Raw genomic sequence first — 19,833 nt, forward strand, 5'->3', positions numbered from 1 at the left:
GTGCGTGCGGCCGGGGTCTCACCGATTCTGGGCTCCGCCGGAGGCCGAGCCGGGCAGCGCAGCCGCGTGCGGGGCGCCGGGTTCCACCGGGCGGCCCAACGGGGGCGGGGGTGCGGCGGGGTCGGCGAGCAGGACGGGGACGAGCGAGTGCAGCGCGTCCACGGCCCGGTCGACGGCGTCCCGCACCGGTGCGCTGAGTCCCGGCAGCAGGTCGTCGTCGCTCGGCAGCACCCCTGGTTCGCAGGCCAGGACGAGGACCCGGGGCAGGGGCTCGTCGCCCAGGTGGGCGGCGAGGGCCAGCACCTTCGCCGGGTCCATGCCGTGGGCCTCGGGCGGGACGCCGCCGTCGGGGGGCTCGGCCTCGATCAGGGTGAGGGTTCCGGGGCGGTGCCCGCGCGGGGCCGCGTCGACCAGGACGGCGGTGGCGCAGCCGCCGAGCAGGTCGTAGGCGAGGTCCAGGCCGCGGATGCCGTAGTCGCGCACCCGTGCCCCGGGCGGCAGCGGGCGGCCGGCGAGGGCGCGGATCACCTCGGGGCCGAAGGCGTCGTCGCCGAGGAAGATGTTGCCGATGCCGGCGACCAGCAGTCGCGGCGTCAACGGACGTCACCGGGGGCCGGGGCGAGGGGCCGGGGCGAGCCCGCCGGCGTCTTGCGGACGAAGGCCGAACGCAGGGCGTGGTAGGGGGACCGGGGATCGAAGAAGACGGCGTGCATGCGGGTGAGTTCCGCTTCCCGGTAGTGGGCGAGGGGCCGTTCCCGTTCGTCCGCGGCGCGGGCCGCCGCCTTGGCGGCGATCCGCCGCTCCAGGTCGGGGGCGGTGGCGAGTTCGGCGGCCAGTCGCTCCACCTCGGCCGCGAAGTTCCGCGGCGCGGCCGGCACGAGCCGGTCCACCAGGCCGGTCCGGGCCGCGGACGCGGCGCTGACCGGCAGCGCTTCGGCGGTCAGCCGGCGGGCGTGGTCGGAGCCGACGCGGCGCGGCAGGGTGTACGTCCAGAACTCGGAGCCGTACAGGCCCATGCGCCGGTAGTGCGGGTTGAGGACGACGCCGGTGCGGCACCACACCTGGTCGGCGGCGAGGGCCAGCATGGCGCCGCCGGCCGCGGCGTTGCCGCCGAGCGCGGCCACCACCAGCCGGTCGGTGGTGCGCAGCACGGCCTCCACGAGGTCGTCCATGGCCTGGAGGTTGCTCCAGGACTCGCGGGCCGGGTCGGGGGCCGCCTCGACGACGTTCAGATGGATGCCGTTGGAGAAGAAGTCACGGGTCCCGCCGAGGACGAGGACGCGCGTGGGGCGGGTGAGCGCCTGCCGGTAGGCGGCGAGCAGTCTGCGGCACTGGTCGGTGCTCATCGCGCCGCCCGGGAAGGAGAAGCCGAGGAAGCCGACGTCGCCGTGCTGCCGGTAGCGGATGTCGGTCCAGGTGCGCCGGCCGGGCGGGAGTTCCAGCGGGGCGGGCTCCTCGGGGAGCGCGAGGCCGGGCGACCAGGAGGCGAGCACGTGGCAGGCCGGCCGGCGGAAGGGCGCCGGGTCGCCGGAGCCCTTGCGGGGCCGCAGTTCCGGGATCCAGACCGCGCCGTCCCGGGTGGCGCGGCACACCGCGCCCGCCCGCTTCGCGAGCAGCGCGCCGGGGCGGCCGCGCAGCCGGTCCTCGGGGTGTCCGCCGTGCAGGAACACCTCGCGGCCCAGGAGTTCGTCCAGGACACCGGGCTGGGAGTCGGCGGCGCGCAGCTTGCGCAGCACCGTCCCGGTGTCGTCCCGCTCCCAGTCGATCCGCCGCCGGTCCTGCCGGAAGGCGTCCCGCCAGACGACCGTGACCGACTCGTCGGTCTGCGGCAGGGGCTTGTAGGAGCCTTCGGCGTAGCGCCGTACGGCCGCGAGGACGGCGGTGACGGCGGCGTCGGACGCCTCGTTGCGGTACAGGTCGCTCTTGCCGACGGGCGGTACGGGGAACGGCTCGGCCGCCCAGACGGCGCCCGCGTCCATCGCCGCCTCGGCCTGGAGCACGGTCACGCCCCACTGCTCCGCCCGGCCGTCGATGGCCCAGTCCAGGGACGACGGGCCGCGGTCGCCCGGTGGGCCGGGGTGCACGATCAGGCAGGTGTGCTCGCGCCAGAGGTCCTCGGGCAGGGCCGTCCGGAGCATCGGCGCGACGATCAGGTCCGGCCGCCGCTCGCGCACGGCGGCCCGGACCGGGTCGGGGCCGTGCGAGGCGAGCACCACGTCCACCCCGTGCCCGTGGTCCGACAGTTCCGCGTACAGGCGCTGGGAGAGGCTGTTGAACGCGCTGGCGACGAGCAGGATGTTCATGACACGGCATGCTTGCCGCTCGCCGGGGGCGCCGGGAAGAACCGCCGCGGCGTTTCGCCGCGGCGGCGGGGTCGCTTCGTACAGGTGGCGGAGCGGAGCGGGCCGCGGCGGTCGCCGTGCCCCCGCTGCTCGCGGCGCCGGGCGTCAGGCGTCAGGCGTCAGGCGTCAGGCGGCGAGCCGCTCCCCCGGGGCAAGGCGGTCGAGGAGCTGATCGAGATGCAGGTCGGCGACCGGGGCCAGCAGGTCGGGGTGGCGCAGGAGGGCCGCGGCACGGCGGTCGCGGGCGTCGGGGGCGAGCAGGCGGCGGAACTCCACCGGCTGGGAGGCGGTGTGCTCGCTCCCGGCGAGCGCGGCGACCGCCTGATCCGCCAGCTCGGCGTCGGTGAGCAGCGCGGCCGCCCAGCTGGCCACGACCTCGTCCACCCAGGTGCGCCACGCCCACTCCTCGGCGGGGTGGCCGTCCGCCGGCTCGGCGCCGGTGAGCCAGTCGAGGCGGGCCGCGCCCCCGGGGCCCGCCAGGGCGACCAGGGCGGCGTCCATCTCGGTGGGGTACCGCAGCCAGGCGGCGACCGTCACGGCCTGCCGGGCCTGCGCCTCGCACAGCGCGACGGACAGGGCGCCGCCGCACGGCGGGTAGGCGACCGTCAGCCAGCGTGCCGTCGCGGCTATCAGCGGGGAGAGATCAGCAAGCACAGCCGGGCCGTCCGAGGTGCACGGGAACAGGAACTCGACGCCAAGGTATCCCGGCGCCGGGCGGGTCGGGGAGGGGGTGCGAACCAGGTCATATGTGTCCTCGGCCACGTCATGTCCCGGCCGGGCCGCCCGCCGGTCCGGCGGGACGGGCGACGTGTCGCCCGCTCCCCGGGGGGAACTCGGGCCGCCTGGCACGGCTGGAAAGGCACGGGAGGTCACATGACGACGGACGCGGCGCGCTACGACGACCAGGGCGACGTCCCGCTCGCGGGGTACGCCACCCTCGCCTGCGTGTTCGCGGCGAGTGCCGGCACGTTCGCGGCCGTCGCCCGGCGCCGGGGAGTCCGGCTGCCCGAGCAGGTGCCGCCGTGGGACGTCGCGCTGATCGGCGTCGCCACGTACCGGACGTCGAGGCTGCTGACCCGGGACAAGATCACCAGTTTTCTGCGGGCGCCGTTCACCCGCCGCACCGGTCACGGCGAAGCCGCGGAGGTCATGGACGAGCCGCGGGGCAGCGGGCTGCGGCGGGCCGTGGGCGACCTGCTGTCCTGCCCGTTCTGCACCGCCGGCTGGACCGCCGGGGCCCTGGCCTGCTCGTACGCGGCGTCGCCCCGGCTCACCCGGCTGGTGTGCGGGGGGCTGGGCGCGCTGACCGTGGCGGACTGGCTGCAGTACGCCTGGACGTGGACCCAGCGGACGACGCAGGACTGAGCGCGGGGACCGCACGGCCCACACCGAGGTGAGCATGCCCCGGCGGGGCGAGGCGCCGGCCCGCCGAGCGGGTGCGGTGCCTCGCACCCGCTCGGACCACCACGGCACGACCGCGCTCCGCGCGGCTGGTTCAATTCGTGTGCAAGCGCCCACTGGGGGGCAGGCGTAGCAGTGACGCCCCCCACCCCGAAAAGGTGCTCCATGGCCTTCTTCGCCCTCTCACGGCACCAGCCGCTGGTGCTCCTGTCCGCCACCGACCTGATGGCCGAATACCACCGCCTGCACGACGAGAACCAGCAGTTGCGGCGGGCGGTGACCTCGCACGCCGTGATCGACCAGGCCATCGGCGCGGTCGTCCTCCTCGGGCGGATCGCCCCGGAAGAGGCGTGGCGGGCGCTGCGGGACGTCTCCCAGCGCACCAACACCAAGCTGCGGACGGTCGCCGAGCACATCCTGGCCTACGCCCAGGGCGGCACGCTTCCCGAGCGTCATCGCCTCGAACTCGGAAAGGCGATCCTCCGCTACCGCCGGTGCGGCGAGCCGCAGCCGGCGGCCGGCGAGGGCGCGCCCGCGTCCGGCGCCGGCACTCCTGCTGACGGACCGTCGGACGCCCGGCCTTCCGGCAGCGGATCCGGTCGAGCCGGTACGGCACGGGGCTGACGGACGCCGCGCACCCCCGCCGAGTCGGGCGCCCGTCCCGTGCGCCCGCCTCCGCGGCCGGAGCAGGTCCGGCGCAGGGCCCTGCGGATGCCGCGCTCGGCGCGCCCCTTCCCCGCCGTGTGCTTACGGTGCTGTGGAGATGACCGGCCGTCAGCCGGTGCGACGCGAAGGAGGCGGCAGCGGTGGTGGGCGATGCGCGCCGGCGGGTGACCGCGCGGGGCGGCGGACGGCGGGTCGCGCGCACGGCGCTGGGCAGCCGGCCGGCGTACTCCGTGCGGCTGCCGGCGCCGCCCCGCCCCGGGACGCGCCGGGCGCGGGCCGGGCGGACGGTGCCGTGGCTGTGGACCGCCGCGGGCTACGCCTGGCGGCTGATCCTGGTGGGCGCCGCCGTCTACGGCGTCTTCATCGTCCTCGGCAGCTTCCAGCTCATCGCCGTGGCCGTCTTCCTCGCGCTGGTCGTGACGTCCGTCCTGCGGCCGCCGACCGATCTGCTCGCCCGTCTCCTGCCGCGGCCGCTGAGCGTGGCCGTGGCGCTGGTGGGCAGCCTGCTGCTGGTGCTGGCCCTGCTCGGGCTGGTGGGCACCGCGGTGGCAGGCGAGTGGAACCGGCTGGTGGACGACTTCCGCGGCGGTGTCCACCGTATCGAGGAGTGGCTGCAGCGGCCGCCGTTCCGGCTGAGCCCCGGCAGGCTCTCCGATCTGCAGGACCAGGTGACGCGCTATGTCTCGGCGCACCGGTCGGCCCTGCTCAGCAGCGTGGTCGACGAGTTCGGCCGGCTGGTGGAGCTGGTCACGGGCGGGGCGCTCGCCCTGTTCGCCTCGGTGTTCTTCATCCATTCCGGCGAGCACCTGTGGGGCTGGGCACGCGACCAGTTGCTGCCCAGCGGCGCCCGTGCGGGCTGGGACCGGGCGGGGCGCGCGGCCTGGCGCACCTTCGCCGGGTACACGCGCGGCATCATCATCGTGGCCGCCACCAACGCCGTGCTGGTCGGCGTCGCCCTGCTCGTGCTGGGGGTTCCGCTCGCGCTGCCGCTGGCCCTGCTGGAGTTCTTCGCCGCCTTCGTGCCGCTGGTGGGGTCGCCGGTCGCGCTCGCGGTCGCGACGGTCGTCGCACTGGCGGGGCGCGGTCCGCTGACGGCCGCGGCCGTGCTCGTGCTGATCGTCGTGATCGGCCAGCTGGAGGGGCATGTGCTGCATCCGCTGGTGATGGGCTGGGCGGTTCAGCTGCATCCGCTGGTCGTCGCCGTGTCCGTGATCGCGGGCAGCATCGTCGCGGGGGTGATCGGCGCGGTGGTGGCGGTGCCGCTGGTCTCGATCGCCTGGTCGGTGCTCCGCGCCCTGCGCGCGCCGCCGCCCTGACACCCGGCTCGTCCGTCGGGGCGTCACCGGAGCGGACGCCGTCACGCACCCGGGGCGCCGGCGGGGGCGACCGGCCGGCGTGAAGGGGGATCGCCCGGCACCCCTCCGAATGCGCTCGTGTGCGCGCGGGAGGCATGGGGCGGTGCGACAGGTGGCACCCGAGTTGCCGTGCGTGGGATACGAGTGACCTGGCAGGGTGTGCGGCGTGACGTGTCGGCCGCGGTGCAGACGGTACGGCGGGCCTTCACCGGCCCGGGAAGGGAGCGGGACCTGGCCGTTCAGGCGGTGAAGGCGGCGCTGGCCGCGTGGCTGGCCTGGGCGGTGTCGGGCTGGTGGCTGCACGCCCCGATGGCGTTCGTCGCGCCGTGGGTGGCGGTGGTGCTGGTGGAGTCGACGGTGTACCGGTCGATCGCCCACGGCCTGCAGCAGCTCGCGGCGGTGGCCGCCGGCACGGTCGCGGCCACCGCGGTCGGCCTGGTGCTGCACAGCACGATGGCCGCGATGGCGCTCGTCCTACCCCTGGCGATCCTGCTCGGCCAGTGGCGGCGCCTGGGCAGTCAGGGCATCTACGCGGCCACCGGCGCCCTGTTCGTCCTCACCAACGGCTCCGTCACCGTCGCCACCTCCGCGGCCCGGATCGGCGAGGCCCTGTTCGGGGCGGTGGTCGGCATCACCGTGAACGCGCTGGTGCGTCCGCCGCTGTACCTGCGCGACGGCCGGGCCGTGCTGCGGGACGCGACCGAGGAGGCTCACGACATCCTGCGGGACGTGGCCGACGGGCTGGCCGAGGGCCGCTGGGACGCCGAGGAGGCCGACGCCTGGCACCAGCGGGCGCTCGGACTGCAGCGCCAGGTGGAGCAGGCCCGCTCTGCGGTCGAGTGGAGCCGGGAGAGCCTGCGGGCCAACCTGCGCCGCCGCCGCGCCGGCGCCGTGCCGCTGCCCGGCAAGGGGCTCGACGACGCGCTCGTGGTCCTGGACTACGCGGCCGTGCACACCGCGGGCGTGACCCGGACGGTGCTGGAGGCCGCCGACGAGGACCGTTCGGCGCCCCGGCCGCACCCCCCGCTGGCCCGCCGGTACGGGCAGTTCCTGTGCGAGACCGCACACGCGCTGCGCCTCTACAGCCGCAGCAGGTTCGGTGACGAGCGCGACGACGACCTCCCCGAGGCCGTGACGCGGCTCCGCGGCACCCTCGCCGACCTGCGCCGGGACCTGGCCCGTTCCACGACGGACGACCCCGACCAGCTCGCCACCTACGGCGCGCTGCTCGCCCAGGCGCACCGGCTGGCCGACCAGCTGGCGGTGCCCGGCAGGTAGGTGGGTCCGGCCGGACGGACGGGCCCGGTGCGCGACCGGGTCACGACGGCTGTTCCAGGAAGGCGGACAGCCCGGCGTCGCAGCGGGCCGGGTTCGCCGTGTTCGGGTGGTGCGCCGCGTGCGGGACGCCGCCGCAGCGGCCGCCGGGGACCGGACGGCCGGTCGTGCGGCCGCGCGTGCTCGGCGCGACGCACGCGCTGTGCGGCGACGTGGACGGGGACTGACGGGACTCGGATCGACGGGGACGGCGGTGCTCAGCCGGTGGCGAAGCCCACCAGCTTGTCCTGGGAGCCGTTGAAGCGGTCGTGGTCGCCGACCGTCGGGCCGGTGGAGGTGTACTGCCACATGGTGTGGGTGGACCAGCCCGCGGGCAGCGGCCCGACCGTGGTGGCGTAGCGCGCGATCCACAGCGGGTTGGTCCCGCCGAAGCCGGCGTAGCCGCCGGTGCACTGGGTCCACCAGCTGGTGGCCGTGTAGATGACCGCGTCGCGGCCGGTGCGGGTCCGGTAGCGGTTGAGGAAGTCGCGGATCCAGCTGACCATCGCGCTCGGGGACTTGCCGTAGCAGTCGTCGCCGTACGGGTTCCACTCGATGTCGAGGGCGCCGGGCAGCGTCTTGCCGTCCTTGGACCAGCCGCCGCCGTGCTGCACGAAGTAGTCGGCCTGGGCCGCGCCACCGGCCGTGTCGGGGGTGGCGAAGTGGTAGGCGCCGCGGACCATGCCGATGTCGTAGGAGCCGTTGTACTGCTGGGTGAAGTAGGGGTTGGTGTAGGACGTCCCCTCGGAGGCCTTGGTGTAGGCCCACTTGGTGCCGGCGCCCCACAGCGTCTTCCAGTCGACGTCGCCCTGGTGGCTGGAGACGTCCACGCCCTCGGTCTGGGAGGCGCGGCCGGCGGGGGGCGGGGTGCCGGCGGAGCCGTCATGGGCGAGCACGCCGATGCCCATGTAGGCGCTGCCGCGCGCGGGTGTGTCCTCGGCCGGCTCGGATACGGCCGGGGTGCTGGACAGGAGCAGGAGGAGGCCGGTCAGGGTGCCGGTGAGGCACAGGCGGCCACGGGAGAGAGGTATCAGGCTTCGCACGCACTCCATCTGACCCGGGGTCGGGCCGCGCCGCACCCCGGGCACCGCCCCACGACGCCATCCGCGGGCGATGTTTGACCCGTCCGGGTGCCTGTCAGTCCGCGTCGAGCACCATGAGGACGGCCCGCAGCCGGGCGCCGTCCGGTCCCGGCCATCCGCTCGCGACGTGCCCGGCCGCTCCCCGCGGCGGCAGCGGCGGGTTCTGCGGGACGGGGCGCAGCACGCGGTGCACCCGGAGGGTCGTGCCGCCGGGCAGGGGAAGACGCGTGCCCCGCTCGTCGTCGGCCGGCTTCGGGGTGAAGCCGCCGGTGGCGAGGGGGGCGACGGTGCAGGAGCGGGTGACCTCGCGGTCCGGGGCGCCGGTGACGGACTGGGCCTGCGCCCGGGTGCGGCCCTCGATCAGCGCCAGCGCCTCGGCGATCAGCACCGGGTCGTGGCAGCCGTCGTAGGCCCAGCGCCGGCCCAGCACCCCGTGCTCCATCGTGCCGACGAGGGCGTGGCCGGCCCCTTCGAGCGGCGCTCCGCGGTAGGTGAGCGGCACCAGGTAGGCCGTCCGTCCCGGGCTCGCCGTGTCGGTGACCACCATCAGCTCGATGCCGACCTCGCCCTCGGGGTCGTCCAGCCGGAAGCCGCCGGACTTCTCCAGCACCGGTGCGGCGGAGCCGCGGTACCACGGGCGGGTGGGCAGCCAGCCGGCGATCAGTTCGACCTTGCTCGGCGTGAGGGTGGTGTGGTGGATGACGGCCATGCGGCGGTGCCTCCCGTGGCTCGGACGCGGACCCTCCGCAGCCTTCCACACCCCCGCCGCCGGTGAACGCCGGGGCCGACGCGGCCCGGAGAACGGGCGCTTGTCCCGTCGCCGGCCCGGCCGCGTACGGCGCGGGTCGCCGGTCCGCACCCGCCGCGTCCCGCTCGCGTACGGCGCGCACGGCGAGCGGGACCGGGGCCCGTGGAGAACGCGGTCAGCGCACCGGGCCGGAGTGGGCCTTCTCGAAGGCGGCGAAGGCGGCCTCCTGCCGCCATTCGAGGCGGGCCTTGGCGCTGCCCGCGAGCAGGTGGCGGCAGGCCGCTCCGCGTACCGGCAGGCCGGGGTGCTCGCCACGGCAGGCCGCGACCGTGCGGTAGCCCGTGGCGGTGGGGTCGCCCCGCCACAGGCTCGCGCCGGGCAGGAACCCGTACTCCAGGGAGGCGCGGGCCAGGTCCTTCAGCTCGGGGTAGCGCAGGCCGTAGGCGGCCGCCGCGTACTGGTACTCGTGGCTGATGTCGATGCGGGACACGCCGGGGTCGTCCGTGGCGAGGACGACCGGGACGCCGTTCCGGCGGTACGCGGCGAAGGGGTGGTCGGCGCCCTTGACGCCGAGGATCTGGGCGTTGCTGGAGAAGGGCACCTCCACGGCCACCCGGCGCGCCGCCATGGTGCGGGCGGTGCGCTGCCAGCCGTCCTCGTGGACGAGGTCGACGCCGTGTCCGATGCGCTCCGCCCCGGCCACCTCCACGGCCTCCCTGATGTGCGACCTGAGGTACTCGGGTTTGACGAGACCGGGCCACAGCTCGCCCGCGTGCAGGGTGACATGGGCCTTCGGGTACTGGGCGCGCAGGTGGGCGACCATGCGCATCTGCAGGCTGTAGTCCCGCAGGGCAGTGTCCCCGTCCTCGGGCTGGACGAGGTTGACGGCGACGAAGCGCGGGTCCGCCTCGGCCAGCCGCATGCCGAGGGCCAGCTGGGTGAAGACCCGCTCCGGCGAACTGCCGCGGGACGCCTGGGAGATCCACCGGACGGTGAGTCCGCAGCCGGGACGGGCCTGCGGGGTGCCGCAGTGCCCGGCGGCGCGGAACTCGGCGTCGCCGTCGTCGGCCTCCTTGCGCGCGTCGGCGACCAGCCGGTCCAGCTTGCCGTCCGCGAGCAGCCTGCGGTGCAGTGCGGCGAGGTCGTCGTCCCAGCCGACCTCGGCGGCGAGTCGCTTGGCGCCGTCGGAGGCCGGGCTGACCATCGTCTCCAGGTAGAGCTGGTTGTTGCGCACGGCCGTGTCGGCGACCTCGGCGAGGAGCTCGCCCCGGTGCCGCCAGGTCACCTCGCCGAACCTGCCGAAGGTGTCGAAGAAGTGGTCGTGTCCGTTCCCGCCGGGCGGGAAGTCCTCCATGGACCAGGCGCGGACGAGCGCGTCGCGGAAGGCTCGGTCGGTGCGTGCGTCGGCGGCGGGCCGGGCGCCGGCGGCGCAGGGCGGGACGACCGCGGTCAGCGTCGCGGTGTCGACGCACAGCCCGTCCTCGGCGGCCAGCTCGATCAGGTGCTCCGTGGACACCGCGCCGGAGAGGTGGTTGTGCAGGTCGCCGCCCTTGGGCAGACGCCGGAAGAAGTCGCGCAGGGCCGCGGGCCGGTCGTGGAGGGAGCGCAGGCGGTCGTCCGTGCGCGCCTCCGCGGCGGTGACCGGCCGGGGCGGCGGCGCGGCGGACCGGCCGTCCGGGGCCGGTTGCGCGGCGGCGGGCAGGGCGGACAGCAGGGACAGGGCGCTGAGGGCGCCGAGCACGGCCGGAACGGCCCGGCGGCGCACGGCACTTCGACGGTGGAGAGTCACAGGGGCATGATCACGGAAGGCTCGCGGCGGCACCGCCTCACGCGGCGGAGACCGGCCGGAGAGCACCCGACCGGGTGATCCCCGCACGCCTCGCCCACGTGCTCAGGCGCCGGCGGCGGGCTCCGGCGGCACGGCGTGCCCTCCGCGGGGCGGGCCGCCCGCCCGGCGAAGCGGCGCGCGGAGGGCGGTGGTCGGCGCTTCGCCGCTCAGCCGTGGGCCCCGGCCACCCGCCACCCGGGGCGTCCGGCACCCGCCCCCAGCCACGACCCCCGGCTCCCGGCTCCCGGCTCCGGCTCCGGCTCCGGCTCCGGCTCCCGACACCACCGCACCGCACGAACGGCCGGGAAGCACCCCATCGCCTGTCCCCCGCCCCCCTGCCACCACCGCGCAGACCGGCCCGGAAACACCCCAGCGCGCGGCCCCACTGAGCCCGCCGGTGCGTCGGCCGGGGCGCGGGCCCTCCGGCCCCGCACCCCGCCACCTTGCCCGGCCTCGGTGGACAGTCGTGCGGCGGGCGCAGGCATGCACGGCGATCGCGGGGGTAAGCGCGCTGCGACTTCACAGATCGGTGACCCCCTCAGGAGGGCGGAACACATGCTCATGGCACACCCCGCGGTACTGCAGGACCTCATTGCCCAGTACGAGGCCCTCACTCTGCTCGGTGCCGACGAGAGCACCCCGCAGGCCCGGCAGCGGCTCGCGGACATCTCCTACACGCTCTGCGTGGCCACCGGCACCCGGGACGTCGACATGGCCCTGATCGCCGCCCGCCACCGCCTCTCCGGGGCCCGCCCGGAGGACGACTCCCTGCTCCAGGCGTCCGTCCCCGCCGAGCAGACCTCCGGAGTCTGAACCCGACCCCGCCCGAGGCCCCCGCGACACGGCGCGCCTCCCCGGCGGTTGCCCGCCTCTCCCCCTGAACTCGCCACCCCCTGCTTCCGGTCGGCGGTACCACCCGACGGTATATGGGCCCGCTCGAACGCGCGAAGGTGCCGGGGGGAGGCGGGCCTGCCCATCGCGCCCGCCGCGGCGCGGCCCGCCGGGCAGGCCGCGCGGGTCGCCCACGCCGCGCTCGGCGACTCCTCCACCTCGGGCCCCGGCATCCCCCGGCAGGTGGACGCCGGTCGCGCCCGCCCGGACCACACCTCCCCGTCGCTCGTGGCGGCCCGGCCGCGGGTGACCGCTGCGGCGGCGCCACGACCATCGCCGCCTGCGCCCGCCCCGCGCCCAGCACCCGGCCGGCGATCATCGCGAGCGCGCGTACACGGCGGCTGGCCACGACCGGCCGGTGCTCCCCGTCGCGCGCACCGCGCCGCGGCCGCATCCGCTGAGGGCCGTGCACGCCCGGGCGCCGCCACGCCCGCACGGCCGTCGTCGGCGACCCGGACCACCCGCCCGGCGACGGCAGCGGCTCCTTCCCGCAAGTCCCCTTCGCCCGCCGTGACTTCTCCGGCCCGCGGGACGCCGGGAAGCGGCTGTGCCTGATGCTGCGCGTGGTGGCCGCCGCGGACAGGGCCGGGCGGTCGGGCGCCTGCGGGCCCACCGCCGGCCACGACAGGCGCCGGCCTCCCCCGCGGCCTGGGCGCACCCCGACGCCAGGACGAGGCGGCCATGGCGGACGTCGTGCTCGGCCGGACGGCGCACGGACACGGCCGGACCTGAGCGGGGGCGGTCCCGCGGGGGAAGGCGGGGCGGCGCCGCTGCGGAGGCCGCCCCGCGGACGCCTCAGCCGCCCAGCGCCCCCAGCACCACGGCCTGGGCCTCCTCCTGCACCCGGGCGAGGTGGTCGGGGCCGAGGAAGGACTCGGCGTACACCTTGTAGACGTCCTCCGTGCCCGACGGCCGGGCGGCGAACCAGGCGCTGTCCGTGGTGACCTTGATGCCGCCGAGCGCGGCGCCGTTGCCCGGGGCCTCGGTGAGGACGGCGGTGACCGGCTCTCCGGCCAGGGTGTCGGCGGTGACCTGCGCCGGCGACAGCTTGGCGAGCAGTGCCTTCTGCTCGCGGGTCGCGGGCGCGTCGATGCGGGCGTAGGCGGGCTCGCCGAAGCGCGCGGTCAGTTCGGCGTAGTGCTCCGACGGGGTCTTGCCGGTGACGGCCGTGATCTCGGAGGCGAGCAGGGCCAGGATGATGCCGTCCTTGTCGGTGGTCCACACCGAGCCGTCCCGGCGCAGGAAGGACGCGCCGGCCGACTCCTCGCCGCCGAACCCGAGGTCGCCGGTGACGAGCCCGTCCACGAACCACTTGAACCCGACCGGCACTTCGACCAGCCGGCGGCCGAGGTCGGCGGCCACGCGGTCGATCATCGTGGAGGAGACCAGGGTCTTGCCGACGCCCGCGGCGGCCGGCCACTGCTCGCGGTGCCGGTAGAGGTAGGAGATGGCCACCGCGAGGTAGTGGTTGGGGTTCATCAGGCCGGCGTCCGGGGTGACGATGCCGTGCCGGTCGGCGTCGGCGTCGTTGCCGGTGGCGATGGCGAAGCGGTCGCGCTGCTCGATGAGGGAGGCCATCGCGTACGGCGAGGAGCAGTCCATGCGGATCTGGCCGTCCCAGTCCAGCGTCATGAACCGCCAGGTGGGGTCGGTGTGCGGGTTGACCACCGTGAGGTCGAGGCCGTGCTGTTCGGCGATCCGGCCCCAGTAGGCGACGGAGGCCCCGCCGAGCGGGTCGGCGCCGATGCGCACGCCGGCCGCGCGGACGGCGTCCAGGTCCAGCACGCTCGGCAGGTCGCCGACGTACGTGCCGAGGAAGTCGTACCGCCGGGTGGTGTCGGCGGCGAGCGCGCGGGCGTACGGGAGCCGGCGCACGTCCTTCAGGCCGCCCGCGATGATCTGGTTGGCGCGGTCCTGGATCCAGGACGTGGCGTCGGAGGCGGCCGGGCCACCGCTCGGCGGGTTGTACTTGAAGCCGCCGTCGGCGGGCGGGTTGTGCGACGGGGTGACGACGACGCCGTCGGCGAGACCCGAGGTGCGGCCGCGGTTGTGCGTGAGGATGGCGTGCGAGACGGCCGGCGTGGGCGTGTAGCCGTCCGCGTCGTCGATGAGCACGGTCACGCCGTTGGCGGCGAACACCTCCAGCGCGGTGACCTTCGCGGGCTCCGACAGGGCGTGGGTGTCGGCGCCCAGGAAGAGCGGCCCGTCGGTGCCCTGGGCGGCGCGGTACTCGCAGATGGCCTGGCTGGTGGCGGCGATGTGGTCCTCGGTGAAGGCGCTCGCCAGGGACGAGCCGCGGTGCCCCGAGGTGCCGAACGCCACCCGCTGTCCGGGGTCGGACGTGTCGGGGTGCAGCGTGTAGTACGCCGTGACCAGCCGGGCCACGTCGACGAGGTCCTCGGGGCCGGCCGGCCGGCCGGCGCGCTCGTGCGGCATGAGTTCCGTTCCTCCGCATCGGTGGGTTGGTTCGCTCACCGCCCATCTTTCCCCTCGTGGGCGTGCCATGCGAGCGCGCCCCGGCCGCAGGGACGCGCACGGCCGGCGGGGGCGCGGCGGCCGCCCCCGCCGGCCCGCCGGAACGTGCGCTTGCGACGGGCGCCGGCGTCCGGTCGCCGGTCAGCCGATGTGGTAGCTGTCCCCGTAGACCTTCCAGTCGAGCGGGGGGTTCAGGTCGAGGTTGCCCTGGCGCAGGAACACCCGCTGAGCGGTGTCGACCCGGCTGGTGTCGCTGTGCGCCTCCTCCTGCTTCATCGCCCAGACCCGGGCGTCGAGGAAGGCGTCGAGGTATGTCGTCTCGTCGCCGCCCCGGGCCGGCGGCTGGGCGCTGCGCAGGGCGCGCTCGCGGATGCTGCGGAAGCTGGTCGGGTCGTCGCCGTCGCCGTGCATCACCAGGGCGTCGTAGTAGGCGAACTGGCCCAGCGCGCGCAGGCCGTCCGCCTTGCCCCGGGCGACCGCGGGGTTGAAGTAGACGCGGTCGCGTTCGTCGTTCTGCGCCTGCTGGAACGCGGAATCCTGAGCGGCCCTGCGCCAGGCGGCGGGGAAGTCCGGGTCGAGGCCCTCGTGCGAGTCGGTGCCGTCGACGCGGCGCAGGGCGGGCAGGTACGCGGCGAGGACGTTGCCGGGTTTGCGGTCGGTGTAGAGCTGGACCAGGTCGAGCATGTCGCCGGTGCCGGAGCAGAAGCCGATGATGCCGGCGGTGTAGCCGCGGCCGTCGCCGATGTCCTCGATGTAGGCGTACTGGGCCTTCCAGTCGAGCGAGGAGTTCTCCGCGCTCGACACCAGCTGCATGGCGATCTCCTTCTTCGCCGGGTCGTCCAGGCCCGGCGCGGCGGAGGGGGCCGCGCCGGCGCGGGAGACTCCGAACAGGGCGCCCGTGGCGACCGCGCCGAGCGCGGCGGCGACGGTGCGCCGGGAGAGCCGGGCGGGGGCTGAGGTTCCGCGGTGTGCGTGCACCACTGAGGGGCTCCAAACGGGGGGTGGGGGGTAGGCGTTGGGGAGATCCGACCACTGGTAGGAAAGTTTCCTATCAGAGCCCCGAGCGGCCGGTCACCCGGTTCACGGGAAGTTCGTACGATAGAACAAGCTCCGCCTTCCGCCCGCCCCCCGGACCGGCTCAGCCCTGCCGCACCTTCTCCCGCTCCCGCGTCAGCGCGTACAACTCCTCGGACGCGGTGATGAGTTCGCGCTTCTCCTCGCGGGAGCCGACCATCGGCTGCGAGCCCTTGAGCGGCACCTGGGCGCTCTCCGGCAGGAAGCGGACGGTGAGCAGGCCGATGGCGCCCGCCAGCATCAGGTAGTAGGCGGGCATCAGGTCGTCGCCGGTGAGGTCGACCAATGCGGTGGTGACCAGCGGGGTGGTGCCGCCGAACGCGGCGACGGCGACGTTGAAGCCGATGCCCATGGCCGCGTAGCGGACGGCGGTCGGGAACAGGGCGGGCAGGGTGGCCGCGCTGGGCGCGGCGAAGCACGCCAGCAGCGTGGACAGCAGCAGCACCCCGAGGATCGGCGGCCAGGTGCCGTGCGCCTTGATCAGCAGGAAGGAGGGCACGGCCAGCACGATCATCGCGGCCGCGGCGACGGCGTAGAGGGGCCGGCGGCCGACGCGGTCGCTGAGCCGGCCGAGGAAGGTGATCAGCACCACGATCCACACCATGCCGACGAGCACCAGGACGTCCGCGGAGCCGCTGGAGCGGTGCAGGGTCTCGGTCTGATAGGTCGGGAGGTAGCCGGTGACCATGTAGTTGGTGACGTTGTAGAGCAGCACCAGGCCCATGCAGACCAGCAGGGACCGCCAGTGGTTGCGGACGATGTCCCGGAACTCGCTGCCCGCCGACTCCTGGGCCAGGGCCTTCTCGTGGTCGTCCAGCTGCTGCTGGAAGGCCGGGGACTCCTCCAGCTTGAGCCGCATGTACAGGCCGATCACACCGAGCGGTCCGGCGATCAGGAAGGGGACGCGCCAGCCCCAGGACAGCATCTGGTCGTCCGTCAGGGCCAGGTTCAGCCCGGTCACCAGGGCGGAACCGAGGGCGTAGCCGACGAAGGTGCCGAAGTCCAGCCAGCTGGAGAGGAATCCGCGCCGGCGGTCCGGGGAGTACTCGGCGACGAAGGTGGTGGCGCCGCCGTACTCGCCGCCGGTGGAGAAGCCCTGCACCATGCGGGCGAGCAGGAGCAGCACGGGCGCGGCGATGCCGATCGTGGCGTAGCCGGGGATGACGCCGATGGCGAAGGTGCCGACCGCCATCATGATCATGGTCGTCGCGAGCACCTTCTGCCGGCCGAGCCGGTCGCCGAGCGGCCCGAAGACCAGGCCGCCGAGCGGCCGCACCACGAAGGCGGCGGCGAACGTCGCGAAGGAGGACAGGAGCTGGGCGGCCGGGGAGGCGCCCGGGAAGAACACCTTGCCGATGGTGGCGGCGAGGTAGCTGTAGACGCCGAAGTCGAACCACTCCATGCAGTTGCCGAGCGCGGAGGCGCCGACGGCGCGCCTGAGCAGGGGCGGCTCGACGACCTGGACGTCGTCGGCGGCGAAGGCCCGCCGGTTGCGGCGGAGCCTGCGGGTCAGTTCCTCGCGGACCTGGCGCGGCAGCCGCGCCACGGTGTCCGGTACGCGTGATGCGCCCCGGTTTCGCCGTTCCTCACCTGGCATCGCACGGCTCACGAGCGCTCCTTCCTCTCGTTGCACGAACCGTCGCCTGCCCCGATCTTCGATTCACAAACGGAACCGCTTGATCCGGACCAGGGCGGCGGTCGGAGCGCGCGGCTCCGGCGACGCAGGCTGGATGCGCTCGTGCGCACCCCCGCGGGCGAGTCCTACGGCCCCCCGGAGAAGATCCGATCCCCCCCCCCCGGAGAAGATCCGATGACGTCGGCCTCCCCGTCCTGCCCCTGGGGTACTGGCACGACTTCGGCGACGACCGCCCGTTCGAGACCCAGCGCGAGAGCGCGCTGCGCGCGCCTTCGACCTCGGGACCACCCACCACGACCGGCGGGGACATGTGGCCGGCCCCTACGGGCAGTGCGGCGGCTCCCGGAAGTACAGTCGTCCGGTCATCCGTCGTCGGGCGCGTTTCAGTCGGGTAGCCGGGCCACGGCAACGTGGCCCGGCTACCCGAAGACGGGGTGCACGGCTCCCTCGGCCGCCCTTCCTGCGTCAGCCGGAGGGCTGGTCAAGCGACGGGCCGCCCTGTGCCGAAGGGGGCGAACTCCTCTCCCGGCGGCGGCTCAACGCCAGTGCTGGGCGTCGTTGCCGCTGTACTCCCACAAGGTGAGATTCGCCCCGTCGCTCGCACTGCCGCCGTAAGAGGTGATGAACTTACCGCTGTTCTTGTTCCTCAGGTAGCCGGAGGCGTAGTCCCACGACTGGCTTGGATCGCCGTTGCACGTCCACAGCGTGAGGATCGTTCCGTTCGCCTTGCCGCCGCCACTGGGGGTCAGGCACTTTCCGCTGGCCTGGTTGACGATGCGGCTCCCCGACCAGGACCAGCGCTGACTGGAGTCGCCGTTGCACGTCCACTGAGTGACGTACGTACCGTCGGCTCCGCTGCCGCCGTACGGCGTGGCGCACAGGCTGGCCCCGCTTCTCAGATCGCTGTTCACTATGTTCGGCTCGACCGCTGAGGCGGTGCCGGCCGTTGCCACTCCCACGGCCGTGAGACCAAGAGCGGCGGCCAGGGACAGGAGCAGTCTGGTGGGCTTGGACATGTGTCCTCCATCAAGCACCGAGGGTGATGGGGTTGGTGCGGCGTGTGTGCCTGATCGACTATGCCGTGGGCGCCGTCGTGCTGTCGTTGGCACCCGGTTCACTGTTGTTTTGGCATTCCGTGCACAGCAGTGCCTTCCGCGGCCTACGGCCGGGTCGCGGGGCTCCGACAGGTGCTGAACGCCTGGATGCGGAAGGCGCGGGGGGAAAGCCCGTAGGCCGTGCGGAACGCTCGGGTGAAGTCGGAGGCGCGGGTGAGGCCCCAGCGGGTGCCGATCAGGTGAATGGGCGTGTCCCGCAGTGCGGGGTCGGCGAGGTCGCGGAGCGTTCCTTCGAGTCGCTGTCTGCGGATCCACGCCGCTACCGATTCGCCCCGCGTGTGCTGCCGGAAGATGCGGTGCAGGTAGCTGAGGGAGATGTGGTGCGCAGCAGCTATGGCAGGAGGGGTCAGGCTCGGATCGTGCAGATTACGCCTGATGAACGCCATGATGCTTTCCATCTTCGCGCTGTGACGGGCCTCCGGCGGGACGGCGGCTTCGGTCTCCAGCAACTGGGCGATCCAGGTCGACAGCAGATCGAGTACCACGGTGCCGAGGCGCGGTGCGTCAACGGGCCGCAGGCCCCCGGCCTGACGCTCGACGCCGAGGACATATTCCGTCAGTAGCGCGCCCGTGCCCTCGTGTCCCGGAAGCCGCCGGCCGAGCAGCCTGTGAACCTGGTGGGACGGAATCGGCAGCAGCGCCTTGGGGAGGTCGAGCCCCACTCCTCTGACAACGCCGCCTCTTCCGTCGTCGGCGAGCCGCAGGTCGTACGGTCGTGCGTTGTCGACGAGGTGCCAGTCCCCCGGGCGGAACACTTGGGTCTGCCCCGCGTGGTCGATTCGCATCTCGCCATCGAGTAACAGGGACAGGTGGTATTGCTCGGCGTCCGAGTACTGCACCATGCGTGTACTGCGCCGGTAGCGTGCCGGAGCACAGGACATCGCCAGCACGGTCGTCGGCCCCAGTTCCAGCCTGCGACACTCGGCCCGGAAGTCGGCGGCATAGCAACTGGTGACCTCGCTCGAGCGGCTCTGATCCAGTAACGTGCGCCAGCGGTCGAAGCGCTCCTGCGCAGGCACGTCCTCGCTGCGGAACACGGTTCCGATCAAACTGCGGCTCCCAACCTCTCGCCGAGGCACCCGACCGACGCCCGAGCACGCCGAGGTCACCTCAGCCACCGCGTCGATTCTTGCCTGCGGACGCTGTGTAAGTGAAGGAGAGGACGCGTGAACCTCACGGTGTGGCCATGCGGCCGGCTCGGTCGTCCCCCGCCCCTGCGCGGGACGACCGAGTCGTGCCCGCGGCGCGCCCGGCGGCCGACGCTTTCGGCACGGAGATGAGGCCACCGTTCGAGGGTGGCCGCGGCCGCCTGCCGCAGCCACCGGTCTTGAAGGACCTTGGCCCTCGCGGTCAGTCCCCCGCCTGGCTGGCGAGTACCGGAGGGCGGCGGGCGCCGCCCAGCGGCGGCGGTGCCGGGCCGGGCCGGCCCGGGCATACGGGTACGTCGGCGGGGGGCTACCCGCCGAGGGCGATCCGGCGCAGCCGTGGCGTCGCGCAGGTCTCGGCGACGGTCGTCATTGGCAGCAGGGTCAGGGCCGGGGCCCGCCGCGGCGCAGGAGCGGGCCGCGTCCACGCTGCCGGACCGGGTGACTGGCGGGCCCGCGCCGGGCGCGGCGCGCAGTCGCCGTTCGAAGGCGTCGCTGCACGTGCAGCCCTCCTCGACGAGAAAGAAGTGCTCGGTCGCTGGATCGCCCCAGGCAGCCGGACGGTCACGGGCGGCCAGCGGGTGGCCGGGGCGGCGATCACGGTCGGTGACCGGGTGGCGCACAGCGATGGGGCGTGCCGGCCGCCACCCGGCCCGCGACGGGCCCGTTCCGGACGAACCAAGCGGCGACCGTCCGTCTCAGCCGTTCACCCTCGTGCAACCCTTGATCCACCTCAGTGGTCTCCTTTCCGTCAACGCCGC

The 19,833-nt window shown here is 74.6% G+C and carries 17 protein-coding genes and 1 pseudogene; 6 read left to right on the forward strand and 12 right to left on the reverse strand.

The features are described 5' to 3' along the window. Window positions 1-18: 18 nt before the first annotated feature. From ABZ261_RS11585 to ABZ261_RS11595, 3 genes are all read right to left on the reverse strand, one after another. On the reverse strand, window positions 19-597 hold the full coding sequence (locus tag ABZ261_RS11585; protein ID WP_356857850.1) for a hydrogenase maturation protease: 579 nt from the start codon (window positions 595-597) through the stop codon (window positions 19-21). Further along, window positions 594-2,303 carry an enoyl-CoA hydratase-related protein gene (locus ABZ261_RS11590; protein WP_356857852.1) on the reverse strand — a complete coding sequence of 570 codons (1,710 nt, stop codon included), beginning with the start codon at window positions 2,301-2,303 and terminating at the stop codon, window positions 594-596. The genes ABZ261_RS11585 and ABZ261_RS11590 overlap by 4 nt, the downstream gene beginning before the upstream one ends. 165 nt (window positions 2,304-2,468) lie before the next feature. Continuing rightward, window positions 2,469-2,996 (reverse strand): hypothetical protein, encoded by a 528-nt coding sequence (locus tag ABZ261_RS11595; RefSeq protein ID WP_356857854.1) that lies wholly within the window; start codon window positions 2,994-2,996, stop codon window positions 2,469-2,471. Between the two features lie 219 nt (window positions 2,997-3,215). Here ABZ261_RS11595 and ABZ261_RS11600 point away from each other — a divergent pair, with 219 nt between their 5' ends. From ABZ261_RS11600 to ABZ261_RS11615, 4 genes are all read left to right on the forward strand, one after another. Continuing rightward, window positions 3,216-3,707: a DUF1360 domain-containing protein gene (locus ABZ261_RS11600; RefSeq protein WP_356857856.1), complete on the forward strand. Its 492-nt coding sequence runs from the start codon at window positions 3,216-3,218 to the stop codon at window positions 3,705-3,707. A gap of 201 nt (window positions 3,708-3,908) precedes the next feature. Further along, on the forward strand, window positions 3,909-4,367 hold the full coding sequence (locus ABZ261_RS11605) for an ANTAR domain-containing protein (RefSeq protein WP_356857858.1): 459 nt from the start codon (window positions 3,909-3,911) through the stop codon (window positions 4,365-4,367). Between the two features lie 182 nt (window positions 4,368-4,549). Beyond that, window positions 4,550-5,725 (forward strand): AI-2E family transporter, encoded by a 1,176-nt coding sequence (locus tag ABZ261_RS11610; RefSeq protein ID WP_356857860.1) that lies wholly within the window; start codon window positions 4,550-4,552, stop codon window positions 5,723-5,725. Window positions 5,726-5,935: 210 nt separating this feature from the next. Further along, complete coding sequence (locus tag ABZ261_RS11615) at window positions 5,936-7,042, forward strand: aromatic acid exporter family protein (RefSeq protein WP_356857894.1); 1,107 nt, start codon at window positions 5,936-5,938, stop codon at window positions 7,040-7,042. A 254-nt stretch (window positions 7,043-7,296) separates the two neighbouring features. Here the strand turns inward: ABZ261_RS11615 and ABZ261_RS11620 are convergent, their stop codons facing one another. From ABZ261_RS11620 to ABZ261_RS11630, 3 genes are all read right to left on the reverse strand, one after another. Then, on the reverse strand, window positions 7,297-8,130 hold the full coding sequence (locus ABZ261_RS11620) for a lysozyme (RefSeq protein WP_356857862.1): 834 nt from the start codon (window positions 8,128-8,130) through the stop codon (window positions 7,297-7,299). A gap of 85 nt (window positions 8,131-8,215) precedes the next feature. Then, window positions 8,216-8,869, reverse strand: a complete 654-nt coding sequence (locus ABZ261_RS11625) for a 1,4-alpha-glucan branching protein (protein WP_356857864.1) — start codon at window positions 8,867-8,869, stop codon at window positions 8,216-8,218. Between the two features lie 214 nt (window positions 8,870-9,083). Then, complete coding sequence (locus ABZ261_RS11630) at window positions 9,084-10,697, reverse strand: adenosine deaminase (RefSeq protein WP_356857866.1); 1,614 nt, start codon at window positions 10,695-10,697, stop codon at window positions 9,084-9,086. Between the two features lie 594 nt (window positions 10,698-11,291). Here ABZ261_RS11630 and ABZ261_RS11635 point away from each other — a divergent pair. Next, on the forward strand, window positions 11,292-11,549 hold the full coding sequence (locus ABZ261_RS11635) for a DUF5133 domain-containing protein (protein ID WP_356857868.1): 258 nt from the start codon (window positions 11,292-11,294) through the stop codon (window positions 11,547-11,549). Window positions 11,550-12,422: 873 nt separating this feature from the next. Here the strand turns inward: ABZ261_RS11635 and pgm are convergent. The 3 genes from pgm to ABZ261_RS11650 form a co-directional block, all read right to left on the reverse strand. After that, window positions 12,423-14,063 carry a phosphoglucomutase (alpha-D-glucose-1,6-bisphosphate-dependent) gene (gene pgm, locus ABZ261_RS11640; RefSeq protein ID WP_356857870.1) on the reverse strand — a complete coding sequence of 547 codons (1,641 nt, stop codon included), beginning with the start codon at window positions 14,061-14,063 and terminating at the stop codon, window positions 12,423-12,425. 180 nt (window positions 14,064-14,243) lie between these two features. Continuing rightward, on the reverse strand, window positions 14,244-15,083 hold the full coding sequence (locus tag ABZ261_RS11645; protein ID WP_356857872.1) for a chitosanase: 840 nt from the start codon (window positions 15,081-15,083) through the stop codon (window positions 14,244-14,246). Window positions 15,084-15,240: 157 nt separating this feature from the next. Further along, the gene (locus ABZ261_RS11650) at window positions 15,241-16,773 is read right to left on the reverse strand and encodes an MFS transporter (RefSeq protein WP_356857896.1); all 1,533 of its coding nucleotides are present in this window, start codon (window positions 16,771-16,773) and stop codon (window positions 15,241-15,243) included. Window positions 16,774-16,991: 218 nt separating this feature from the next. On the opposite strand from ABZ261_RS11650, the pseudogene ABZ261_RS11655 reads away from it, so the two are divergent. After that, window positions 16,992-17,110: pseudogene (locus ABZ261_RS11655) on the forward strand (aldo/keto reductase); the annotation flags it as partial. 238 nt (window positions 17,111-17,348) lie between these two features. Here the strand turns inward: ABZ261_RS11655 and ABZ261_RS11660 are convergent. The 3 genes from ABZ261_RS11660 to ABZ261_RS11670 all read right to left on the reverse strand — a co-directional run bounded on the left by ABZ261_RS11660 (window position 17,349) and on the right by ABZ261_RS11670 (window position 19,695). Next, window positions 17,349-17,846: an RICIN domain-containing protein gene (locus ABZ261_RS11660; protein ID WP_356857873.1), complete on the reverse strand. Its 498-nt coding sequence runs from the start codon at window positions 17,844-17,846 to the stop codon at window positions 17,349-17,351. A gap of 125 nt (window positions 17,847-17,971) precedes the next feature. Further along, entirely contained in the window at window positions 17,972-18,964 is a 993-nt protein-coding gene (locus tag ABZ261_RS11665; RefSeq protein ID WP_356857874.1) for a helix-turn-helix domain-containing protein, read from the reverse strand. Window positions 18,965-19,032: 68 nt separating this feature from the next. Continuing rightward, window positions 19,033-19,695: a LysR substrate-binding domain-containing protein gene (locus ABZ261_RS11670; protein ID WP_356857876.1), complete on the reverse strand. Its 663-nt coding sequence runs from the start codon at window positions 19,693-19,695 to the stop codon at window positions 19,033-19,035. Window positions 19,696-19,833 lie beyond the last annotated feature (138 nt).

The organism is Streptomyces sp. NPDC006193 (genome assembly GCF_040613915.1).
In the GTDB taxonomy this organism is placed as follows: domain Bacteria; phylum Actinomycetota; class Actinomycetes; order Streptomycetales; family Streptomycetaceae; genus Streptomyces.